This window comes from Deltaproteobacteria bacterium (genome assembly GCA_020848905.1).
Lineage (GTDB): Bacteria > Myxococcota_A > Polyangia.
In genome coordinates, this window is record JADLHG010000009.1 from 167139 (window position 1) to 190231 (window position 23093).

Genomic DNA, 23093 nt, shown 5'->3' on the forward strand with positions numbered 1-23093 from the left:
GCCAACGCGGCTTCCCCGCGCCACCCCCCTTCGACCGGCCCCGCTTCGCCGCGTCTCCCGTCTCTTCGCCGCACTAACGCGAGCCCTTGCCTTGGCGCTGCCCTTGCAGCACGGGCCCGGCATGCGACCCCTCCCTCGATACCTTCTACTTCTCGCCCTGCTGCCCACGCTCGTCAGCACCTCCGCCTGGGCGAAGGAAGGACGGGCCACCGGCCGCGAGCTGAAAGCTGCGATGGGGCTGCTCGGCCGCGTGGAGGCCGCGTATCAGCAGGCGCGCAGCGCCGACGCCCTCGGGGGCGTGCTCGCCGGGACGCCGCTCGTCAAGGCCTACCCCCGCGGCACCTCGGACGCGCTCTACGTGACCGAGAAGGCGCGCACGATCCTGGCGAACTACCGTGCCGGCGCTCCTCTCGACCCGTACATCGGCCGCGCGCTCGAGCTCCTCGGCATCGACAGGACGGAGCTCGACGTCTTCACGCGCGTCGCGCACCAGCTCGGCACCGACCGGCGCGTCGTCGGGCCGGCGAGCGGCGCGGGTGTCGCGGACCGGGCGGCGCTCCGGCAGGCGCGTCTCGCCACGGTCCTGGCCCAGGCCGAGCAGCTCACCACCCTGGCCGACCCCGCCCTCGAGCGCGTGGCGCGCAACATCGTCGCCGCCCGCTTCTGGGAGCAGTACGGACGGCCCGAGCGGGCGAAGCGCGCCAAGGCTACGGCCGAGCGCCTCGGCACCTCCCTCGGCCTGGACCTGCAGGCGGCCTTCGCGGTGCCCTTCACCTTCACCGCCGGCTACGGCGCCTACGAGCGCCGCCCGGTCCCTTCGCCGAGCAAAGGCGTCTCGACCCCGGAGGCACCGCTCGAGCGCTCCGGTCCGCGCCGCACCTCGGGCCATCCGCAATGGTGGACCGGCGCCCCCGCCGCCCACCTCGAGCTGGTCTACCGCGGCCTGCCGGCGCTGCTGAAACGGCGCTTCGAAGACTTCCGCGCGGGGAAACCCGCCGGCACGCTGCGCGTCTGGCACGCTGGCTTCGAGGACACGAGCCAGACCTTCTTCCTCGCCGCGGCCCTCGACGAGGCGGTGCGGCGGACGGCCAGGGCCCACCCGGAGATGCGGCCCTTCCTGGCGCAGCTCGAGCTCGAGATCGTGGCCACCGATCACCTGCAGCAGCCGAAGCGACGCGGCCGCTCCTTCACCTTCGGCGACACGGAGGTAGTGCACGAACTGAAGTCGTCGCTCGTGCTCGACGAGTTCGGCCGTGCCGTTCCCGGCAAGGCGCGCGCCGAGCTCAAGGCTCTCGAACGAGCCTCAGGCGCCGACCTCGAGGCGCAACCCACCCCCGAGCTCCTGTCGAAGCTGGCCGACGCGGGCAAGGTCCCCGAGCTCCTGGGCCGCTTCTTCGGCCTGGGCGAGCTCCGCACCGTCGAACGCAGCCTCGTGGGCTTCGCCTACCGGCTGAAGGATCGACGCTGGCGGATCGAGGACACCATCAACGGGATCACCACGAACCCGAGCGCCAAACCCGGCCGCCGTATCCGCTTCGTGCGGGCCGACCTCACCGCCCCCACGGCGCCCCTCGCCGCCGGAAGCGCCGACCTCGTGCTCTGCACCAACGTCCTGCCCTACCTCGCGCTCTACGGCGAGAAGCGCAGGGCGGACCGAGACACCCGGGGCCTGCAAAGCGCCATGGCGCAGATCCAGCAGGTGCTCAAGCCCACCGGCGCGCTCGCCGTGGATAGCTGGAGCTCGCCCTACCTGATCGAGGAGGCGCTCCCCGGGCTCCTCGGGCAGATGGAGCAGCGCGGCCAGTCGATCTGGGTCGCCACGCACAACGCCCTCGTCTCGCTGGAGCAGCACCTCGCGCGCTGATCGACCTTACTCCGTGTGGGCCTTGATGCGCTCCGCGAGTCCCCCCGTGACCCGCGCTTCACGGGCCAGCCGCACCACATGGCCTTCCCCTCCTGCTCCGCCGCGCCGTGGTCGTTCCCTTCCGCCTCGGCCTTCGCGTGCCCGTTACGTTTGGTGGCTCCGCTGCGGACCTTGGCCGGCGTACTCTCGATCCCCTTCGCGTGCAGCGCAGAGGATCCGGGGCTGTCCACCCGGACAGGATCACGCGCGGCGCCGAGCTGTCCGTCGGTGCGGGGCGACAGCGCGGACTCCTTACGATCCTCCGCGGGCCGGCGCGGCGGGTCACGTTGACATTGTTTGACCTTTCGTCAGGACCCCGAAGGGTCAGCCCGACCCGCCGTGGGCGCGCGACGAATCGCCGCCCTGTCCGAGCAGACAGGTGACCCGGCGAACGAGTCAGGTCAAAAGCCTTTGGGGGACGAATGATCGAAGTTGGCTTGCAGAGCGTCTTGAGCAATTCTCAAAAACCGCCGCATGAAAAACCCCCCGTACCGAACGGGCGCGACGTCCGACCCACGGAGACGCGACGGCGTCGCACGTCCGGAACTGCCCATCCGCTCGAGAGTCCAGGCCCAGGAGACATGCCCGCCGTAGCCAGCGTCCTCGCCGCGTACAGTCAGCTTCCGCTCCTCGCGCTCGACGGCCGCGGCTCCGTGATCCTCGCCAACGAACCCGCCGAGCGGCTCCTCGGGCTGCGACACGGGGCGGCGCTCGGTCAGTCGCTTGCGGAGCTCTGCGTCCCCGCCGAGGAGCGCGAGCAGGTGGAGCAGAGTCTCAAGCGCGCGCGCGCGGGATCCCTGAAGCGGGCCGAGTGGGTCGTGACCACCGCGGAGCAGCGCACGCTCTCGCTCTCGGTGGAGCTCTCGGCCACCGGGCACGGGCGACGCGCGAGCGTGGTGGTGGCGGTGCTGGGCTCGCGCGAGCGCACGCCGAACCCTCGCCTGCGCATGGGCCTCGCCGAGGCCTGTTACGAGATCTCCGCGCGCCCCGGCGCCCCCTTCATCATTCAGAACGTCTCGCTGCGCGAAGGACGACCGGACAAGGGCCCCTCGGTGGTCGGAAAGGTCTGCTACGAGGCCCTCGCCCAGCGCGACAGCATCTGTCCGGGCTGTCCCATCCTCTCCTTCGCGAGCAACCCGCAGGTGACCTATCAGGTCTCGGTGGTGGCCAGCCACGGCGCGAACGCCGAGCTGGTGCTGATGGGCGTCGAGCGCACCGAGGAGCACCTCTTTCGCGTCTCGTACCAGCCGATCCGCGAGCCCCTCCTCTCGTACCTGACCAAGACGCGGCTCGATCAGCTCGCCGCGCGCGCGGGACTCTCGGAGCGCGAGCGCGAGGTGCTCGACCTCATTGTGATGGGGCGCACTGCGGACGAGATTGGAACGATCCTAGGTATCTCGGCGCGCACGGCCAAGTACCACCAGGCGAACCTGCTCGAGAAGCTCGGCGCCGACTCGCGCCTCGATCTGTTGCGCTTGCTGATCTGACGCCGTGACGCGCTGACGCGCGCGCTGCGCTCGAGCGGGGCGGCGATCACCTAGACCGCCGCTTGCTCGTCGGCCTCCCCCGGGTGCCGCTCCACCGGGGCGCGGCTGAAGCGCAGCCCCAACCCCGCCCCCTCCTCGTCGGGAGCCTGACGCGCCACCGTGCAGTGGAAGAGGTACTCGAGCTCGCGGCCGTCACCCACGCGTACCAGCACCTCGGTCCCTGGGGAGAGGGTCTGGTCCGTGACGACGCGCATGCCGGAGCCGGAGATGTTCGCCAGCTCGATCGGGCGCGCCGCGCCGAGGTGCTGGAGCTCCGCCGCGAGCGCGAGCCGGATGCGCCGGTGGGCGCGGCGGGACCGCTCGGGATCTCCTTCCAGCTGCCGCTGCAGCACGGCCCAAACGATTCGCTCCGCGCGCGAAAGGCTCGGACCGGACCGCTCCCGACTCCGCAGGCTCGCGTAGCGGTAGCAGAGGGTCACCAATCGAAGCTGATCTACGCGCTCAGTATCACGACCCATAAACCTAACCCCGCAGAGCGCACACCCGTGGGCTGGGAAGGCAGCAAGCTCCGGGCCACCGCCAGCCTCGCGCGAAGGCCTGAAGATCCTTGGAGAGGTGCAGGCGTGCCACGGGGCCCGAGCCTCCGGTTCTGAGACCCGAGGCTCCGATCTTGACCCGGCGTGACCCAGGCTCGACCGGCGTCACGGGGATGGTTCCTCCGCCTTCCGGGCCCGGCGACTCGAGCCGATCCGAGTGCGCTCTCGCGTGGGCGCTGCCCGATCGGGCCTGGAAGCCCCCGCACCGTCAAGTGCACGACATCGCACGCGCGGCCCGTTAGGAGACCGCCGATGTCCGCTGGCACGGCGGCTGCTAGAAAGCCGCTTCGCAGGACCGACTACCCGGAGGAGGAACGGCCATGTCACGTCATCGCCTTGGAGCCTACGCCCTGGTCGCCGCGCTCGGCGTCGCGTCCCTGTCTCGCGCGGCCCTCGCCCAGCCGGGCGACACGAGCGTGGAGACGCGCGGGCCGTCCGGGCAGACCATCACCATCACGGGTCCCGACTGGTTCCTGGGCGACTCGGCCTTCGTGAAGTCCGTGGTCGACTTCGTGCACCAGGATGGCGTGCGCCTCGCCAGCGCCGACGAGGTGCCGGCGAGCCTGGCCGACCGCCACGTCGGTGCCTACGTCGCCGACAAGGGCCTCGGCTACTATCGGGCCCACGGCCTCTCGCCCGTGGTGCAGACCATCTCGCTCAGCGGAACGGAGCTCGTGGCCGGCGTGGGCTTGAGCGGTGTGACGGTGGGACTCACCCTCGGGCTGTGGGACGCAAGAGCCGGGCAGTACGTGGGCGCGAACCCGCCTGCGGCCACCGTCGCGAGGCGCTCGATGCAGCTCGGCCTCGGGCCCGAATCGCTCGGTCTGCTCAACCAGCGGCTGCGCGCCACGGGAGGCGTTCCCGCGGCGCGCCCGGGGATGCGGTACCTCGGGCCCGTGGCCGCTCGTGGCGTAGGGCAGCTCGCCCGCCTGAACGGAAACTACCCGAAGGGGACCTTCGTGACCGAGGCCCAGTGGCAGAGCTTTCAGGCCTCCCTGCGGAACCTGAAGGCCGTGCTTCGCCGCTAAGTGTGATCGCCCTGGCCGTGTCGGCGGACGCTTACTGCAACGTGAACGGATAGACGAAGCTGAAGGGGTTTCCCGTGAAGGAGGGGAAGGTCAGCTTCGGCACGCCAGAGCTCACGCAGCTGCCGAGCGGCGTCCCGGCGAAGGAGCCGACCACCGTCCCCGTCGCGCTGCCGTCGGGACGCACGGTGACCTTGACCTGCAGGTTCCCCGGCGTCTTGAACTGACGGAAGCAGTTCGCCACCTGCGGGCGAAGCCCCGCCATCGCGGACTTCACCTGCCCCTTCGACGGACGCGAGGGTTTCCCCTCGGCGGAACGCGCGCCGGCCGAGCCTGCCGCGAGAATCGCATCCGGGTCGGCCGAGAGCGCCGCGGCGGACGCACGCTTGGCCTTCGGTCGACTCGGTTCGCCGCCACCGGAGGCCAACGCGTCGCCCGCGCCGTCGTCGGTACGCTTCTTCGCCTTCGGACGGCTGTTCCCGTCAGAGGAGGCGGACCGCTTGCTCGAGGCCGGCTTCAGCTTGGCCTTCACCCGCGTGCCCTGCCCGTCGCCACCCCCCTCGCGGTCGCCCTCTCCGTCGCTGCTCGTGCCAGCGGACCCCTTCGACGGCGGACCACGGGAGCTCTTCTGGCCCTTGGCCCCCTCGGTCTCGCCATCCTCCTCGGCGTCCCCCTCGGCGCTCTCCTTGGCCGGAGCCGACGCGGGCGCCTCGGTCTTCACGATGATCGGCACCGCCGGCGCGGGCTGTGGCGCGGCCGCGCGCGCCTCCGCCGCCGCGGGAGCTCCGGGTGCAGCCTCGGCCGCGGGAGCCGGGGCGGCAGGCGGAACGGTCGCGGCCGGCACCGCCGGAGCGGGCGCCTCGCCACCCGCCGTCGCCGTGGCCTGGTTCGGCTGCGCCGCGGCGACCACCGTGACCGTCCGCGCGGGCTGGGCGCGCTTCTTCGGGGCCACGAAGATCGCCACCACCGCCACCACCGTCGCGACCGCGAGACCTCCGCCGATGGCTGCCGCGGCGATGACCTTGTCCGTGGTCCAGAAGCTCTCGACGGGCGTGAGCAGGTTCACCGGCGGCGGCGGCGCCTCGGTCCCGACGGGGGCGAGCGCGCCCAGCGCGGGCGGCGGCGGCAGCTGATCGAGCGGGGGAATGATCCCGATCTGGCTGAGGTGCGGCACCGACGGGACGGGTTGCACGGGCCCCGGGTCCATCGTCACGGCCCCATAGGCCGCCTGCTGCGGATAGAGCGCCGCGGGGGGCGGTCCGTCGAGCGTGCGATTCAGGTTCGCGGGCCCGGCGTGCGTTGCGTTCGGCTGCGGCTCGAGCGCCCCGGGTTGCAGCTCGCCGGCCTGCCACGGGCGCGACGGCGAGGGCAGGATCGCCCGTCGACGCGGGGGCATGGACCAGCCGCCGTGGTCGGCCGACATGGCCGCGTGGGCCGGTAGCTCACCGACGGGCACGGAATAGCCGCCGGCCCCCCCGACGCGTCCTCCGGGCACCGTGCTCGCGGGGCCTCCGTCGGGCCACTGGCCTCCACCGCGCGGGTCCAGCGTCGGAGCCGCCTCGGTGGCGTTCGACGGGAACGGTCGCAGTCGGGTCGGCTCGTCCTCGGGCTCGTCCCGTTGGTGATAGGCCGTGGGCGCGTCCGGGTCTTCCCCCTCGGGCCAGCGCCCCCCGCCCTTCATCGCCTCGTGCAGCGCGACGTGTTGCGTGGGTTTGCGCTCGCCGACCACCTCGACCAGCTCGGGGATCTCCTCGAGGCGTCGCCACTCGGCTTGCCCCGCGCGCCAGCCGTAGCTCCGCGCCGAGGCCCGGCCGGTCGCCACCTGGTCCCCGAGGTCCTGCGCCGAGAAGGGTCCCGTCGGCTTGCCGTCGACGGCGACGTACCAGACCTGCTCGTCGTCCTGGTGCAGCTCGCGGCTTTCGATCTGGACCGCGCCCGTCTGGGCAGCGCCCATGGCCCGACCACGCGTCTGCCGCTCGGCTTCCGGGACCGACATGACGGTGAAGGCCGCGTTCTCGCAGCGCGCGACGATGATCCCGCCGCACCGTTTGCAGGTCGCGCGAAACCTCTTTCCGCGGATCTTCTGGTCGCGCACGCGGTAGCGCGCGCCGCAGGCGTGGCAGACAACCTTGATCTTGCCCGCTTCGTCGGGCGCGCCGCCTGGATCTGTCAGGTGCCTTTGCGCCACCGCCTGTACGTCCCGGGATGGGTGCTCCTCTCCCATATCATAATAGATGTGGGGGATTTGCAAAGGCACGATCTCTCCATCGGCCGCTGGCGCCGCCCCGGGGCGCCCCCGGAATCCGGAATCGTGGCATGCTTGCGCGATCATGGCCGACGTCGGCTTCCGCCTGAAGACGCACCTCGAACCCCGGGGCGACCAGCCGCGCGCCATCCGCGAGCTGGTGGGCGGGCTGCGCCGGGGGGACCGGCACCAGGTGCTGCTGGGCATCACCGGCAGCGGCAAGACCTTCACGGCGGCCTGCACGATCGCCGAGGTGCAGCGGCCCACTCTGGTCATCGCGCACAACAAGACGCTGGCCGCGCAGCTCTACGGCGAGTTCCGCGAGCTCTTCCCCGAGAACGCCGTCCACTACTTCGTCAGCTACTACGACTACTACCAGCCGGAGGCCTACGTCCCGACCTCGGACACGTACATCGAGAAGGACGCGATCATCAACGACGACATCGACCGGATGCGGCACGCGGCGACCTACGCGCTACTCGGCCGACGCGACGTGATCATCGTGGCCTCCGTCTCGTGCATCTACGGCATCGGCAGCGCAGAGGCCTACCACGGCATGATGGTGAGCCTCGAGCGCGGTCAGGCGCTCGATCGGGACGAGCTCCTGCGCCGGCTGGTGGAGATCCAGTACGACCGCAACGACTACGACTTCCACCGCGGCACCTTTCGCGTGCGCGGCGACGTGGTCGAAATCTTCCCCGCCCACGAGGAGGACCGCGCGATTCGCGTGGAGTTCTTCGGCGACGAGATCGACGGCCTGTGGACCATCGACCCGCTGCGCGGCAAGGTGCTCGAGTCGCGCGACCACGCGGCGGTGATGCCCTCGAGCCACTACGTCACGCCGTCGGACCAGCGGCGCCGGGCGATAGAGAGCATCCGCGCGGAGCTCGGCCCGCGGCTCACCGAGCTGCGCGAGACGCAGCGGCTCGTCGAGGCGCAGCGCCTCGAACAGCGCACCATGTTCGACCTCGAGATGCTCGAGCAGATGGGCTTCTGTACCGGGATCGAGAACTACTCGCGGCACCTCTCGGGGCGCAAGCCGGGCGAGCCGCCGCCCACGCTCATCGACTACTTCCCGTCGGACTACCTGCTGATCGTGGACGAGAGCCACCAGACGCTGCCGCAGGTGCAGGCCATGTACCGCGGGGACCGCAGCCGCAAGGAGACGCTCGTCGAGTACGGCTTCCGGCTCCCGTCGGCGCTGGACAACCGGCCGCTCAAGTTCGAGGAGTTCGAGCAGCGCATCCACCAGGCGATCTACGTCTCCGCCACCCCGGGCGACCTGGAGCTCCAGCGCAGCGGCGGCGTGGTGGTGGAGCAGATCATCCGCCCCACGGGCCTGCTCGACCCCGAGGTGGAGGTGCGCCCCATCGCCTCCCAGGTCGACGACCTCCTCGGCGAGATTCGCGAGCGCGTGGCGCGCAAGGAGCGCGTGCTCGTCACCACGCTGACCAAGCGCATGGCCGAGGACCTGACCGAGCACTACCAGGAGGTGGGGCTCAAGGTGCGCTACCTGCACTCGGACATCGACACGCTCGAGCGCGTGGAGATCCTGCGCGACCTCCGGCGCGGCGTGTTCGACGTGCTGGTCGGGATCAACCTCCTGCGCGAGGGGCTCGACCTGCCCGAGGTGTCGCTCGTCGCGATCCTCGACGCGGACAAGGAGGGCTTCCTGCGCGCCACGCGCTCGCTGATCCAGACCATCGGGCGCGCCGCACGCAACGTGCACGGCAAGGTCCTGATGTACGGCGATCGCATCACCGATTCGATGCGGCGGGCCATCGACGAGACCGAGCGGCGACGGAGCGTCCAGCGCGAGCACAACGCGGCGCACGGCATCGTCCCCGAGACGGTGCAGCGCGCGATCCTGGACCTGCGCGACGGGGAGGAGGTCCTGGCCGAGGGCACCGCGCGACCGGCCGCGTCTCGCGCCGCCGAGGAGATTCCGCTCTACGAGATCCCCGCCGTGCTGGCCGCCCTGCACCAGGAGATGCTCGAAGCGGCCGAGCGCCTCGAGTTCGAGAAGGCCGCGCAGCTCCGCGACCGCATCCGCGAGCTCTCCGGGCGCGAGCTCGCGCTGCGCGACCCGGAGCTGCGGCCGCCTCCCGCCGGCGGAGCGGCCTCGAAGGGCCGCGGCAAGCGGGGCCCGGGGCGCGGCCGGCGCACCGAGGCGCGCAATCACTGACCTGAGCCCCACCCTTCGCTTCCGGAAGATCCGTCGAGATGGCCAAACGCGTTCGCCAACACGTCAACCCCTTGAAGGCGACGAGCCTGACCCGTCGCCCTCCCCTCGCGCTCCCCGCGGGGCCGGCCGTGGAGGCCGAGCTCGGTTGCGGGGACGCCCGCTTCCTCATCGAGCGCGCACGCAGCGAGCCCGACCGCCTCTTTGTCGGCATCGACATCCGCGAGCTCTTCCTGGCCGACGCGCGCCGCAGCGTGGCCGAGCTCCGGCTCGACAACGTGCAGCTCGAGGTGGCGAACCTGATCGTGGATGCCGACACGCTCTTCCCCGCGGGGCGCGTGAGCCGCTTCCACATCAACTTCCCCGACCCCTGGTTCAAGCGGCGGCAACAGAACCGTCGCTGGCTGACGGCCGAGACGCTCGCGGCGCTCGTGCGGGCGCTCCGCCCGGGGGGCGAGCTCCACTACCAGAGCGACGTGTGGCCGCTGCTCCTCGAGGCCTTCGCGCTGCTCGAGGGACAGCCCGAGCTGGCCAACGTCTGCGGCGAGTGGACCTTCTGCAAGACGAACCCATTCGAGCCAGCGCGCTCGCAACGCGAGCTGGACTGCGACGCGCTCGGGCGCCCCTACTGGCGGCTGCTCTTCCGGCGCAGCGCGGACGCCGCGCTACCCGACGACGACTACGACTGAGCTTGGAGGTCCGTGCGCCGCGGCCGAAGGCCCTAACGCCCGGGCTGCGGGGGAATGGTCTGCGAGAAGCGCACCACCTTGTCACGACCGGTGCGCTTGGCCTGATAGAGCGCGCGGTCGGCGGCCTCCACGAAGGCCCCCGGGTCGCCGAGGCCCCCGCGCAGGAGCTCGGAGATCCCCACGCTCACCGTGACGCGTAGCTGGTGCTCGTCGGCCACGAAGACCGTCTCGGCCACCCCGCGGCGAATGCGCTCGGCCAGCACCCCCGCCGGCTCCTCACCCGTCTGGCGGCAGATGATGGCGAACTCCTCGCCGCCGAAGCGGGCGAGGACGTCCTCGGTACGGATGGCGCGCTGGACGAGCGCCGCCACCTGCTTCAGCACCACGTCGCCGGCGGGATGCCCGTAGGTGTCGTTGACCGCCTTGAAGTGGTCGATGTCCAGGAGCAGCAGGGCCAGCTCCACACGGTGGCGCACGGAGAAGGCCACCTCCGAGGGGAGGCGTTCGTCGAGGTAGCGCCGGTTGTAGGCCCCCGTGAGGCCGTCGCGCAGCACCGCCTCGTACATGCGGCTCGCGTAGGCCGTCTCGAGCTCGTCGGGATAGCTCACGCGAAGGACCGTCTGCAGGCCGATCTGGATCTTGTCGCCGCGCAGGAGCGGCTGCGGCTCACCCACGGGGACATCGTTGATCCGCACGCCGTTGCGGCTGCCGAGGTCCCGCAGCAGGTACACGGCGTGGACCGCGTCGAAGACGATCTGCGCGTGGCGGCGCGAGATGCCCGGGTCGAGGATCTGGATCTCGGCCGCCTCGTCGCGTCCGATCAGCGTGTCGCCCCGCTTCAGCTTGTAGACCTGCCCCACGTTGGTGCCCACGAGCACCACCAGCTGCACCGCATCCTCGACGGGAGGTCGGGCCTGCGGGCCTTCGCCCGGCAGGGTGGTCAAGCGGCTCAGCCCTTTGCGATCCATGTTCCGCCCCTCGGTACGCGGCGATGATAGGGCGCGAGGCCTTCTCGTGCCACTAAAGGGATCGTCGGCGTGGACCAGGAATTGAGGGCGCGCCGACGGACCCGCGCGGCAACGTGCAGGTGAGCCCATGCGGCCTTCGGTCGCGGAAGCAGGCCGTCAGTTCTGGACTCTGGGGCCGGCCCTGACGCTCGTCTTGCGCTTCATGTCGCTGCTCGCCTCGCGGCCAGGTGCGAATCAGGAAAAAACGGCCGGTCCTGCCTTCAGCTTGGTCTTCTTCTTCATGGGTTCTTCTCCTTGTGGGGTTGAGTTCAAGAATTACTGTGCACAATTTTTTTTGAATTCCACAATACGTTTTCTAAGGTCACTGAAATTCGCCTCCGCCTCCGCCTCCGCCTCCCCGGTCCGCACCGCCCGTCCCGTCCTTTCGCGGCCTTTCTTTACCCTCCTGGCCGCCTCTGGCACGATCGTCCAAACCTTCGTTCGTCTCGGATCAGGTGCCCCACCCCTTTCATCGCGCGTTGCGGGCTCTCGGCGCCGACGGCCGCGCCGTGTGGCTCGGAGCGGTGCTGTTGCTCCTCGCCCTCGGTATGGGCTGGGCCGCCTGGTTTCTCTTCGCGCGGGTGACCGTGACGGAGGTGAGCGCCGCGGCTCGCCTGGAGGTGGAGCGCGCCCCGCATCCGCTCGAGCTGGCGGCGGGGGGGCGCCTGCTCCGGAGCCGCCTCGTCCTCGGGGCCCGCGTGCGAGCCGGTGAGGTGCTGGTCGAGCTGGACGCCGAGCGGGAGCGCATTCTTCTGCGCGAGGAGAGGCTCCGCGTGCAGAGCGTGGAGGCGCAGCTCGCGCTGCTCCGTCAGGAGCTCCGCACCGGGGAGGCCGCCCTCGGGCAATACGCGAAGGGCACGACCCAGGCCATGGGAGAATCGCGCGCCCAGCAGCGCGAGGCCGAGGCGATCTCGCGCTTCGCCCAGCAGAAGTCGAAGGAGCTGACGGGGCTCACCTCCGAGGGGCTCGTCTCGCGCCTGGAGGGGCTCGCCGCGCGCGCCGAGTCGGAGCGGCGGCTGGCCGAGGCGGAGAAGCTCCGGCTGGCCATCGACCGGCTGTCCTGGTCGCGCAAGACCAGCACGCAGGATCGCCTCATGGCGCTGCAGCGGCTCCGGCGGCACGCGGCGGCGCTCGAGGGCGCGGCAGCCTCGGCGCGGGCCTCGATGGATCGCCTGAGCCACGAGATCGAGCGGCGGCGGGTGCGTGCCCCCGTCGACGGACGCCTCGGGGAGGTGGCGACGCTCCGCGTGGGAGCGGTGCTCCGCGAGGGAGAGCGCGTCGGGGTGGTGCTCCCCGACGGGGGGTTGAAGATCGTGGCCGACTTCCTGCCGCACGCGGCGCTCGGACGGGTGCGCCCGGGACAGCTCGCGCACCTGCGCCTGGACGGCTTTCCCTGGACCCAGTTCGGCGTGGTCCACGCGAAGGTCAGCGCCGTGGCCGGCGAGGTGCGCGCGGGACGCGTGCGCGTGGAGCTCGGCGTGCAGCCCGATCCGAGCTCGCGCATCCCGCTGCAACACGGCCTGCCGGGGCTGGTGCAGGTGGAGATCGAGGAGCTCAGCCCCGCGAGCCTCGTCGCCCGCGCGGCGGGCCGGCTCCTCGGGCGCGGCGTCCCCCGATGAGTCGCGCCGACGCCGGTCCGCGACGGCGGTTTCTCGCGCCCGAGGTGGTGCAGACCTCCGCCATGGACTGCGGCCCCGCGGCGTTGAAGTGCCTGCTCGACGGCCTCGGCCGGCCGGTGAGCTACGGGCGCCTGCGCGAGGCCTGTCAGACCGACGTAGATGGCACCTCCATCGACACGCTCGAGGAGGTCGCGCAGCAGCTCGGGCTCGAGGCCGAACAGGTCGTGCAGCCCAAGGACCACGTTCTTTCGCCGGCCCTCTCCAACCTGCCGGCGCTCGTCGTCACGCGCTTGCCGACGGGGGCCACGCACTTCGCCGTCGCGTGGCGCCGGACCGCGGGGCTCGTGCAGGTCATGGACCCCGCCGTAGGGCGGCGGTGGACCTCCGAGCGCGCCTTTCTCGACGAGCTCTACCAGCACCGCATGCCGGTCCCCGAGCACGAGTGGCGGAGCTGGGCCGACAGCGACGATTTCCTGGCGCCCCTCGGGGTGCGGTTGCGCGCGCTCGGGCTGGACGACGCCGTCTGCCAGCGCCTGCTCGCGGAGGCCCGCGCCGACAGCGGCTGGGTGGGCCTCGGCGCCCTCGACGCTGCGACGCGGCTGGCGGCAGACCTCGTCGAGACCGGCGGTCTGTCGCGCGACGCCACGCTCGCCGCGCTCGTCGAGGAGCTCGCGGCCCAGGCCCGCGCCGAAGCTCTCGGCGAGCGAGGCACGGTGCCGGACGCCTGCTGGAGCGTGCGGCCCGCCGCGCCGGACGACGACGGCACCCCCCGCGTCTCCATCCAGGGGGCCGTGCTCGTGCGCGTCCGCGGCGTGGGGGCGCCATCCGCCGCGAGCGTCGAGGAGGGTGAGGGACCGCGACCGCTCTCCCCCGAGCTCGTCGCGGCGCTCGAGGAGAAACCGCCGCATCCGCTGCGCACGCTCCTCGCGCTCGTCCGAAAGGACGGTCTGCTGCGCCCCGCGGTCCTCGCGGGCGCGCTCGTCGTGGCCGCGAGCGCGGTGGTGCTGGAGGCGCTGCTCTACCGCGCGCTGGTGGACCTCGGCTGGCAGCTCGGTCTTTCGGGCGAGCGGCTGGTGGCGCTCTCCGCGCTCGGGGTCTTCGTGCTCCTCGTGAGCGGCCTCGAGGTCGCCCTGGTCGCGGGACTCCTCGGCGGGGGACGCCGCCTCGAGAACCGCCTGCGGCTGGCCTTCCTCGACAAGCTCGCCCGCCTGCCGCACCGCTACTTCCAGAGCCGCCTCACCTCGGACATGGCCGAGCGCAGCCATTCGGCCTGGTCCCTGCGCCGCGTGCCGGAGCAGGGAGGGCAGGCGCTCCTCGTCCTGGCGCAGCTTCTCGCCACGACCGCCGGGATCTCCTGGCTCGATCCGGCGAGCGCCACGCTGGCGCTCCTCGCCGCGGCCGCCGCCGTGGGTCTGCCGCTCCTCTTCCGGCCCGCCATCTTCGAACGCGACCTGCGCCTGCGCACGCACACGGGCGCGCTCGGCCGCTTCTACCTGGACGCCATGCTCGGCCTCACGCCCGTGCGGGTGCACGCGGCCGAGTCCGCGATGCGGAGCGAACACGACCGCCTCCTCGCCGAGTGGCGGCGCGCCGCCTTCTCGCTCCTGCGCCTGCTCGTCTCCGTCGAGACGCTGCAGCTCCTCGCCGGCTTCGGTCTCGCGGGCTGGCTGCTCCACCGGCACCTCTCGCAGGCGGCACAGCCGGCCGCCGCGCTCCTCCTCGTTTACTGGGCGCTCGAGCTCCCGCTGCTCGGACAGGCGCTGGCGCTCTACCTCCGGCAGTACGCCCACCAGCGCACGCTGACCCTGCGGCTGCTCGAACCGCTCGGAGCGCCGGAGGACGACGACGCCCCCGGCGCGGCCATCGCGCCCACGCCGGAGCAGAGCCCGGCGCCGAACCCAGCGCACGAGAGCCAGCGGGCCACGGGCGTCGCGCTGCAGCTCGACCGGGTCACGGTGCACGCCGGAGGTCACGTCCTCCTCGAAGAGGTCTCGCTCGCGCTGGTCCCCGGAGAGCACGTGGCCGTCCTCGGCCCGTCGGGGGCGGGGAAGTCGAGCCTCCTCGGGCTGCTCCTCGGCTGGCACCGGGCCGCGGCCGGGCAGGTCCTGGTCGACGGCGCGCCGCTCGACGGAGCGCGACTTCGGAGGTTGCGCCGCGAGACGGCCTGGGTCGACCCCGCGGTCCAGCTCTGGAACCGCTCGCTCCTCGATAATCTGCGCTACGGCCTCGGGGAGACCGCCGGCCGTCCGCTCGGGGACGTGGTGGAACAGGCCGAGCTCGGCAGCGTGCTGCAGACGCTCGAGGATGGTCTCGGCACCTCGCTCGGCGAAGGGGGCGCGCGCGTCTCGGGGGGACAGGGACAGCGGGTGCGCCTCGGGCGTGGCCTGCTGCGCCCCGCTCCGCGGCTGGTGCTCCTCGACGAGGCCTTTCGCGGGCTCGACCGGGAGCAGCGCCGCCGGCTCCTCGAACGCGCCCGGCGGGTGTGGGCCGGCGCGACGCTCGTCTGCGTGACCCACGACGTGGTCGAGACGGCGAGCTTTCCGCGCGTGCTGCTGATCGACAGGGGCCGCCTGGTGGAGGACGGCGCGCCGGGCGTCCTCCGGAGCGAGCCGGAATCGCGGTACGCGCAGCTCCTCGCGCGGGAGGAGCGGCTGCGCACCGAGCTCTGGGGGAGCTCCGACTGGCGGCGGCTCGAGCTCGTCGGGGGCCGGCTCGTCGAGCGACCCGTCGCGGGAGCACCTCCGCTCGAAGGAGAGCGCGCCGCGGAGGAGCGGGGATGAGCGAGCTCGACGCGCTCCGCTGGCCGCGCGCCCGCCTCGGCGAGGCGCTCGAGGCGCTGTCGCACGTCTCGGGCCTGCGCTCCCCGGGAAGCCGGAGCGAAGCGCCCGAGGGCCCCTCCGACGAGCACGAGGAGACGCTTGCCCGGTGGGTCGCGGCGGCGGGCGAGGGCCTGAACCTCGAAGCCCGCCTGGAGCGGCTCACCCACGATGCGCTCGGGCCCGAGCTCGGGCGGCGTGCGCCGCTCCTCCTCGGTCCGTTCGCCGGGGAGGGGCACGGCCTCTTCGCCGTGGCGAGCGGCTCGCGCCGCCACGCGGTGCTGCTCGGCCCCGACCAGGAGCTCCACCGCGTCGCCTGGTCCGCGCTGGGCTCGGCCGTCGCCGCGCCGATCGAGGAGCCCGCGCGCCGCGAGAGCCAGGCCGTCCTCTCTGCGGCGCACGTCCCCGAGGCGCGCCGCGAGCGCGCGCTGCGACTCCTCGTGGCCCGCCGCCTCGCGGGCAAACCCGTCGCCCTCGCCGCGTCGCTCCGGCTGTCCGCGAGCGCCCCGCTCTCCCGTCAGGCCGCGCGCGAGGGCCTCGGCTTCGGCGTGGCAGGCTGGCTCGGGGCGCAGTTCGGGCTCGCCGCGCTCCGGGTCCTCTCCTTCTGGCTCGTCGGGCGCTGGGCCTTCTCCGGTCGCTTCGACGCCGGCTGGATGACCGCGTGGGTCCTGGTCGTGCTCAGCCAGATCCCGCTGCAAGCCGTCGCGAGCTGGCTCCAGGGCGGACTCGGGATCGCACTCGGGGCGCTCCTCAAGCGCCGGCTCCTCCTCGGCGCGCTGCAGTCGGACCCCGATCTGCTCCGGCGCGAGGGGATCGGGCAGCTCTTCGGCCGCGTGGCCGAGGCGCAGGAGGTCGAGCAGCTCGCACTCCAGGGCGGCCTCGGAGCCGTGGCGACCGGAGGCATCGAGCTGCTCTTCGCAGCCCCCGTACTGCTGCTCGGCGCCGCAGGGCTGCCCCACCTGCTGCTGCTGGGCCTCGCCATCGTGCTCGTCTGGAGCGCCGGCCGCTTCTATCTCCGCCGCCGCACCGCCTGGACGCGCGCTCGCCTGGGCATGACCCACGAGCTCATCGAGCAGATGGTGGGTCACCAGACGCGCCTGGCCCAGGAGGTCCCCGAGCGCTGGCACCGCGGCGAGGACGAGGCGGTGGCCCGCTACCTCCACCTTTCGCAGCGCCTGGATCGCGCCGCCGTGCTGCTCCAGCCCGGCCTGCCGCGCCTCTTTCTCGTGGCCGGCCTCGTCGCGCTCTTCCCGCGCTTCTTCGCCGGCGACACGACGGCCACGGCGCTCGCGGTGAGCCTCGGCGGGTTGCTCCTCGCGAGCAGCGGCCTTGCCCGTGCGGGCTTCGGCGCCCTGCAGCTCGCCGGCGCTGCAGTGGCCTGGCGGCAGCTCGCGCCCCTCGACGAGGCGGCGAATCGGCGCGAGGCGCCGGGAGCGCTGCTCGCCACCGCCATCGAAGCTTCCTCGCGGCCAAGCGGCAGCTCCGACGGCGTTCGCCCCGCCGAGCCCGACTTGGCTGTGCCGGTCGTGCAGGCCTCCGACCTCGTCTATCGCTACCGCGAGGGCGCGCCGCCGGTCCTCTCCGGGGTGGACCTCACGATCTCGCGCGGGGACCGCCTGCTGCTCGCGGGTCCCTCGGGGAGCGGGAAGTCCACGCTCGCAGCGCTGCTGTCGGGCGTGCGTCGCGCGGAGACCGGGCTCCTGCTCGCCCGGGGCCTCGATCGCCATTCGCTCGGCCTCTCGGGCTGGCGTCGCCGCGTGGCCGCCGCGCCGCAGTTCCACGAGAACCACATCTTCAGCGAGACCTTCGCCTTCAACCTGCTCATGGGACGGAGGTGGCCGCCGCGGGCCGAGGACCTGGCCGAGGCCGAGGAGCTTTGCCACGCGCTCGGCCTGGGCGAGCTGCTCCGGCGCATGCCGGGAGGGATGCTCCAGCTCGTCGGGGACACCGGCTGGCAGCTCTCGCACGGGGAGAAGAGCCGGGTCTACCTCGCGCGGGCCCTGCTGCAGGGCGCAGAGCTCGTGCTGCTCGACGAGAGCCTCGCCGCGCTCGACCCCGAGAACCTGGAGCGTGCGCTGCGCGCGACCATGGCACGCGCGGAGACGTTGCTCGTCATCGCGCACCCCTGACGACGGAAACCCGTCTATTCGTGGTCGGGTGAAGGCGGCGCGGGCCTTGGCCGCCCTTACGCCGAGAAGCGCGGCGCGGGCTACGAGCGCGCGACTCTCGTAGGCGTGACGCGTGACGGATGGCGGGAAGGGAGCAGCGTGGCGGCTCGGAGAGCCAGGTCAAGACCGGGTCGCGGCCACGCGCCTCGACGCGCGCCACGACCCGCGGAGGGGCTACTACACGTCCTTGCAGCGACCGCCCGAGGTCCCCTTGGGGTCCTGCTCGCACGCGCCCTTGGTCGGCTCGGGGCACATCACCGCCGGGCAGCCCCACCAGCCCTTCTGCATCCCCTGCGCGCAGCCGAACTTCTTCCAGGCGTCCTGCGCCGGCTTCAGCTTGCTCGCGTCCTGCACGAAGGTCGGGCAGGGGCAGATGAGGTCGCTGTTCACCTTGGTCGTGCACTGGACCATGGTCACGAACGGGCTGCAGTTGCGCGCGGCCTGGAGCGCCTGTCCGTAGTCCTGATCGATCTGCGAGCACTTCTGCTGCCGCTCGACGTCGCAGCAGCTCTCGGCGGCCGCCGCCCCGGTGAGGGTCTTGCAGACGCCGTTCGCGTCGAGGTGCGCCCCCACGCACGACCCGCAGCTCGCGTAGGCCTTCTCGCAGTCGGCCTGATCCTGGAAGGCCTTGCCGCAGTCCTTACCCTTGCAGGAGCAGCCGCCCTGCCCGACGCAGGCCTTGCCGTTCCAGAAGTAGCCGATGAACATCTCGCACAGGCCCTCTCCCACCGCGTCCTGCGGCGTACACGCGCTCGGCTTGCACTGACAGATCTCGCAGCCGTTCTTGTCCTTGACGAAGCCGTTCGGGCAGTACATCTCGCACATCGCCTGCCCGCAGGTGAAGCCCTTGTCGCGGCAGACGCCGCCGCCAGACGGGCTGGGCGTCCCGGGGGTGCCCGCATCGGAGAGCCATTCGCAGTCGCTGCGCTTCACGCATGCGGGCTCGAGGAGCGTGTTGCAGGCCTTGGGCTTCGCGTCGCACTTGGCCGCCTTGTCGGGACAGCAGTCGCCGTACCTCGCGCACTCCGCGTCGCACCAGCAGCCCGTCGGCGCCTGCTTGCCGCAGGAGCCCTCGCAGGTGAGGGGCTTGCGGTCGCAGACGGGTCCCTTGTCCTGGCAGCAGTCACCGAACTTCACGCACTCCGCGTCGCACCAGCAGCCGGACGCGGCCTGCCCGCCGCAGACGCCTTTGCACGAGTTCGTACCGTCGGACTTGAGCTCCCCGCGCGTGATGCTTCCGCGCGCCGCGGGGTCGGGCTCCAGGCTCACTCTGCCGCAGCCATTCGACAGGACGCCGAGCAGCGTCACGAGGGTCAAGGTGTAGGTGCGTCCCATGGTCTCTCTCCTTGCCGCGCGCGGGGTGAAGGGCGACTGCGAAAGGCCGCGCGGCCTGCACCCTGTTCAATGTGCAGGGAGGCTCGGGCTGATCACTCGCGCCGCAGCTTTTCCAGCCGGACCCGCAGGCGAGCCGCGCGATCGGTGCGCGGAAAACGACGGAGGAAGTCCCGCGCCAGGACGAGCGCCTGGTCGCGCCGACCCAGGCGCTCCTGCACGAGGACCCGATGGTAGTGGGCCTCCTCGGCGAAGAGCCCGGCCGGATAGGTCTCGAGGTAGCTCGCGAGCAGGGCGTCCGCTCGCCCGAGCTCTCCCGGGGCGCGCAGCGCGGCCAGGGCCCGACGCACCGTGCGCTCCTCCGCCGAGAGACGCTCGGCGGCGTCGGGAGGCGCGCAACTCGTGCGGCGTTCGCCGGCACCGAGCGACAGCGGAGCCCCCTGCGCCGGCGTCACCGACACGCGCCCTTCGCGGACCTCCACGCGCGTGCAGGGGCCATCCACCTCGACGGTGAAGCGGGTCCCGACCACCTGGACCTTCAGATGCTCGGTCTGCACGATGAAGGACTGCTCGGGGCCGAGCTTGTGCACGGCGAAGTCCACCTTCCCGGCCTCGATGGTGAGCGCAGCACGCTTCCATTCCGGGGAGCGCTCCCGAAGCGCGCTATGCGGGGCGAGCTCGAGCCGGTGTGGGCCGAGCGCGACGGCGAGCGACCGGGCGCCGGAGGTGAAGCGACGCGAGGCCGCGGGTGCCGGGCCTTCCGCCCCCCGAGGCGCAAGCGGTCGCGACGCGGGCGGTGGCGTGCGACGGACCGAAGCGGTCGCAACGGGCGCCGACGAGCCCTCGGGCCGCGCGCGTTCGAAGGCCGCGCGCAGAACGAAGCCCGCGAAGGCCGCGACGCCCGCGACGGCGAGCGCCAGGACCGGCAACCGGAGGCTCGTGTGCGGACGCTCCGTTCGCTCGAGCGCCCCCGAGACGATCCGGCGCAGCGCGGCCGGCGACGGCTGCGCGCCGGAGAGCTCGGCCAGCGGCGCCACGCGCGCCTCGTCTGTCGTCCGCGGGGGCGTCGTCATGGCTTCCCCCACGAAAGGCCCGTGCAAGGTCCGTCGGCGTCGAGGTCCCAGCGCGCCCTGAAGGCCTCGCGCGCCAGGCGCAGGCGGCTCGCCACGGTGCCCGGCCGGAGCCCGAGGAGCTCGGCCGCTTCCTCGCGGGTGAAGCCTTCCAGATCCATGAGCAGGAGCACCTCGGCCTGCGCGGGCGGCAGGGCGGCCAGGCAGCGCCGCACCTCCAGCTCGCGACCGGCCTCGCGCGGGCTGTCGTGGCCGAAGGCGACCTCGTCGCAGAGCTCGGGGCTCGCGAACCAGCGGCGCCACCAGGTGAGCCGGCGGGCGTTCGCCACGACCCGGCGCGTGGTCTGGTAGAGCCAGCTCGTGAGCGCCTCCTCGGCGTGGCAGCGATCGATGCGGCGAGCGGCGATGGCCAAGACCTCCTGGGCCGCGTCCTCGGCCTCGGCGGGCCGGAGCCCGAGAAGCACGGCCCAGCGATAGACCTGGGGCGCGCGCTGTTGGAACAGCACCTCGAAGGCCCGGGCGTCGCCGGCCTGGCAGCGCGCCAGCAGGCTCGCCGGCGGCGCCTCGGACAGCCGAGAGGGTCCGTTCACCTTCTCCTCATGTGCGGAGAGGCGGGGATTGATCACCGCGGCGAGGCGATCGCTCATCGGCCGCCTCCGAAGGCCAGCGTCAGGACCGACTGGGTCGCGAGCCGGCTGAGCGGGGCCGAGGGGCCGCCGGGCACCTCCACGGTGCGTCCCGCCGGAAACCAGCTCCCCTCGAGATGCAGGCCGAGCTCGAGCCGGGCGGGCAGCCGCAGCGTGACGGCGAGACCCAGGGCGAGGCCGAGGTCCACGAAGGAATGCGCCTCGGCGGCGGCCAGGTCCAGGCGGCGCACGGTGAGGTGCTCGACGAGAAACGCGCCGAGCGCCTCGAAGCGCACCGGACCCCGTCGGAAGAGGCGCGGTTGCCAGCCGGCCCCGAGCGGCACGCCGGTGACCTGCACGGGCCGCCCCTCGAGGGTCCACTCCGCGGGGAGCTGGTAGCCCGCGCGAACGAACAGGCTCCGGAAGCGGAGCGCGCCCCCGAGCTCGGCGGTGAAAAGTGCCGTGCTGCGGTAGCGGCCCGCGAGGTGCGCCTGCAGGCGAAGGTCGTCGAGCCAGCCGGAGCCGCGCGGCGAGGCGCTACGGCGCAGCCCGAGCGAGGGTCCGCCGCGATCCTCGACGGACGGGGGCGACGGCACGGCAGGCGGCGGCGGCACGGCGGAAGCCACCGAGGCTGCAGGCCGCTCGGCACGACGAGGGGGCGCGGCCGCGGGAGACGGCACGGCGGCCCGCGCTGCGACGCGAGGCGGTGGCGCGGGCGGCGCCACCGAGGGTGAAGTGGATGAAGGGGCCGGCGGCGGCGGGGAGGTCGGCGACGAGACCATCGATCGTGCAGTGGAGGGCCGCGTCGCGAGCGGCCGTGCATTCCGTGCCGCGGGCGCCCGGATCGCGGCGGCAGGCTCGTCGGGTTCTGCTGCGGGGGGCACGGCGGCGCGAGGCGGGGGTCGCTTCGGCCCCACTCGCCACGCGACGCCTCGTTCGGCCAGGAGCGCCTCGAGCAGCACCGAAAGCTCGCTCAGCCGTCCCCGCGCGTGGAGCTGGGACAGGACCGCCTCGGCCCGCACCACCCACGGGACCTCGCGCCGCAGACGCTGGCCGGTGCGCGGAGCGAGCACCGCGTAGACGCGTCCGCGCTGCGCCTCGAACCAGAACGTGGGCCGGCCGTTCGAACCGCGCGCGCAGGTCCGCCGCGAGACGAGCTCGAGCCGCACCTCCGCGAGCCAGCCCTCGAGGCTGCGGGCGGCAAGCGCCTCACCCGCCGGATCGTCCACGCAGACGAGCAGCTTCTCCGCACGCGCGACCCCGCCGGAACCGGCCACCACAGCCAGTCCGACGAGCGACGCACCGAGGATCCAAGAGCGCTGCTGCACGGCTATCCCAGCCCACCCGAGGTAACGACCCTAGGCCAGCGCATAGCAGGACACGTGCCACCGGCGGCAGCACGCCAAGCGTCCGGAGTCGCGGGGTTTGACTCGAGCGAGCCTCGGGGCGCCGCGGAATTCCGTCAGCCGCGCGCCGGTGCTCTCAGGATTCCGTGGGGCCCAACCGGCGCGCTACTCGCACTGCTTGGTGGACTTGTTGCAGATGCCGCCCAGGTTCTTGCACGGCTCGCAGGTCTCGCCGTTCTTGCCGCACGCGAGGTCGGAGGTGCCGACCTGACAGGAGACGACCCCCGTCGAGCGCTTGCAGCAGCCCGTGCACTTGTTGGTCGCGCACTTGCCGTTGCAGCCGTCATCGGCTCCGTCGCACTTGCCGTCGCACTTCGGCGTGCAGGTCGCCACGCACGCGTTCGCGACGCAGAAGTTCATCGACTTGGCCTTGCAGTCCTCGCACAGCACGCCCCCCTTGCCGCAGCGATCCACGGCCATCCCGCCGTAGCACTCGAAGGCCGCCGTGCAGCAGCCGCTGCAACCGTTCGTGGGGCAGGTGCCGTTGCACTTGTCGTCGGCCCCCTTGCACTTGCCGGCGCAGCTCGGCTTGCACGGTCCGGTGTCGCCCTTCGGCCCGTCGGTCCTGGCGCCACCGTCGCTCTTCGGCCCCACGCTGCCATCCACCCCTTCGCACGCGCCGTTCAGGCAGCTCGGCGGATTCCCGCCCACCGACGGACACTGCACGCACTGCACGCCGTCACGGCCGCAGGCCGCGGCGGTCGGCGCGGACTCGCACACGTCTCCGACGCAGCAGCCCTGGCAGTTGTGCGGCCCGCAGCTCGAGATCTGCGAACCGTCGGCCGTGCCCTGCCCCACCCGCGCATCCTTGTCGGACTTGGAGTCGCCGGCGCACGCCGCGATGACGAGCCCGAGTCCGAGGGCGAGGGGGGGAAGCGCACGCGCGAGACGGGAAGGAAACGACGGCATCTGCTCCTCCTGG

At 72.7% G+C, this 23093-nt stretch carries 16 protein-coding genes; 8 read left to right on the forward strand and 8 right to left on the reverse strand.

What is annotated here, in order from left to right; genetic code table 11:
- Positions 1 to 121 precede the first annotated feature (121 nt).
- Both IT371_05885 and IT371_05890 read left to right on the forward strand, forming a co-directional pair.
- Complete coding sequence (locus IT371_05885) at positions 122 to 1864, forward strand: methyltransferase domain-containing protein (protein ID MCC6747170.1); 1743 nt, start codon at positions 122 to 124, stop codon at positions 1862 to 1864.
- Positions 1865 to 2484: 620 nt separating this feature from the next.
- Positions 2485 to 3390 (forward strand): PAS domain-containing protein, encoded by a 906-nt coding sequence (locus tag IT371_05890; protein MCC6747171.1) that lies wholly within the window; start codon positions 2485 to 2487, stop codon positions 3388 to 3390.
- Positions 3391 to 3440: 50 nt separating this feature from the next.
- On the opposite strand, the gene IT371_05895 is transcribed toward IT371_05890, so the two are convergent.
- The gene (locus IT371_05895) at positions 3441 to 3908 is read right to left on the reverse strand and encodes a PilZ domain-containing protein (GenBank protein MCC6747172.1); all 468 of its coding nucleotides are present in this window, start codon (positions 3906 to 3908) and stop codon (positions 3441 to 3443) included.
- A gap of 398 nt (positions 3909 to 4306) precedes the next feature.
- Between IT371_05895 and IT371_05900 the strand changes: the two genes are divergently transcribed.
- Entirely contained in the window at positions 4307 to 5014 is a 708-nt protein-coding gene (locus tag IT371_05900) for a hypothetical protein (GenBank protein MCC6747173.1), read from the forward strand.
- Positions 5015 to 5045: 31 nt separating this feature from the next.
- On the opposite strand, the gene IT371_05905 is transcribed toward IT371_05900, so the two are convergent.
- Complete coding sequence (locus tag IT371_05905; GenBank protein ID MCC6747174.1) at positions 5046 to 7268, reverse strand: zinc-ribbon domain-containing protein; 2223 nt, start codon at positions 7266 to 7268, stop codon at positions 5046 to 5048.
- A 73-nt stretch (positions 7269 to 7341) separates the two neighbouring features.
- Between IT371_05905 and uvrB the strand changes: the two genes are divergently transcribed.
- On the forward strand, positions 7342 to 9441 hold the full coding sequence (gene uvrB, locus IT371_05910) for an excinuclease ABC subunit UvrB (protein ID MCC6747175.1): 2100 nt from the start codon (positions 7342 to 7344) through the stop codon (positions 9439 to 9441).
- A 38-nt stretch (positions 9442 to 9479) separates the two neighbouring features.
- Positions 9480 to 10127, forward strand: coding sequence for a hypothetical protein (locus IT371_05915; GenBank protein ID MCC6747176.1), 648 nt, complete (start codon positions 9480 to 9482; stop codon positions 10125 to 10127).
- 32 nt (positions 10128 to 10159) lie between these two features.
- Here IT371_05915 and IT371_05920 read toward each other — a convergent pair whose 3' ends face one another.
- The gene (locus IT371_05920) at positions 10160 to 11095 is read right to left on the reverse strand and encodes a GGDEF domain-containing protein (GenBank protein ID MCC6747177.1); all 936 of its coding nucleotides are present in this window, start codon (positions 11093 to 11095) and stop codon (positions 10160 to 10162) included.
- Between the two features lie 494 nt (positions 11096 to 11589).
- Between IT371_05920 and IT371_05925 the strand changes: the two genes are divergently transcribed.
- The 3 genes from IT371_05925 to IT371_05935 are packed head-to-tail and all read left to right on the forward strand — an operon-like array spanning position 11590 to position 17698.
- Complete coding sequence (locus tag IT371_05925; GenBank protein ID MCC6747178.1) at positions 11590 to 12753, forward strand: HlyD family efflux transporter periplasmic adaptor subunit; 1164 nt, start codon at positions 11590 to 11592, stop codon at positions 12751 to 12753.
- Positions 12750 to 15533 carry an ATP-binding cassette domain-containing protein gene (locus tag IT371_05930; GenBank protein ID MCC6747179.1) on the forward strand — a complete coding sequence of 928 codons (2784 nt, stop codon included), beginning with the start codon at positions 12750 to 12752 and terminating at the stop codon, positions 15531 to 15533. Before IT371_05925 ends, IT371_05930 begins: the two co-directional genes overlap by 4 nt.
- Entirely contained in the window at positions 15530 to 17698 is a 2169-nt protein-coding gene (locus tag IT371_05935) for an ATP-binding cassette domain-containing protein (GenBank protein ID MCC6747180.1), read from the forward strand. Before IT371_05930 ends, IT371_05935 begins: the two co-directional genes overlap by 4 nt.
- Before the next feature lie 216 nt (positions 17699 to 17914).
- Here IT371_05935 and IT371_05940 read toward each other — a convergent pair whose 3' ends face one another.
- The 5 genes from IT371_05940 to IT371_05960 form a co-directional block, all read right to left on the reverse strand.
- Positions 17915 to 19072 (reverse strand): hypothetical protein, encoded by a 1158-nt coding sequence (locus IT371_05940; protein ID MCC6747181.1) that lies wholly within the window; start codon positions 19070 to 19072, stop codon positions 17915 to 17917.
- 92 nt (positions 19073 to 19164) lie between these two features.
- A complete protein-coding gene (locus IT371_05945; protein ID MCC6747182.1) occupies positions 19165 to 20142 on the reverse strand; it encodes a FecR domain-containing protein in 978 nt (325 codons plus the stop codon).
- Positions 20139 to 20786 (reverse strand): sigma-70 family RNA polymerase sigma factor, encoded by a 648-nt coding sequence (locus IT371_05950; GenBank protein ID MCC6747183.1) that lies wholly within the window; start codon positions 20784 to 20786, stop codon positions 20139 to 20141. The genes IT371_05945 and IT371_05950 overlap by 4 nt, the downstream gene beginning before the upstream one ends.
- Positions 20783 to 22093 (reverse strand): hypothetical protein, encoded by a 1311-nt coding sequence (locus IT371_05955; protein MCC6747184.1) that lies wholly within the window; start codon positions 22091 to 22093, stop codon positions 20783 to 20785. The genes IT371_05950 and IT371_05955 overlap by 4 nt, the downstream gene beginning before the upstream one ends.
- Before the next feature lie 183 nt (positions 22094 to 22276).
- Positions 22277 to 23080 (reverse strand): hypothetical protein, encoded by an 804-nt coding sequence (locus IT371_05960; protein ID MCC6747185.1) that lies wholly within the window; start codon positions 23078 to 23080, stop codon positions 22277 to 22279.
- Positions 23081 to 23093: the final 13 nt, after the last annotated feature.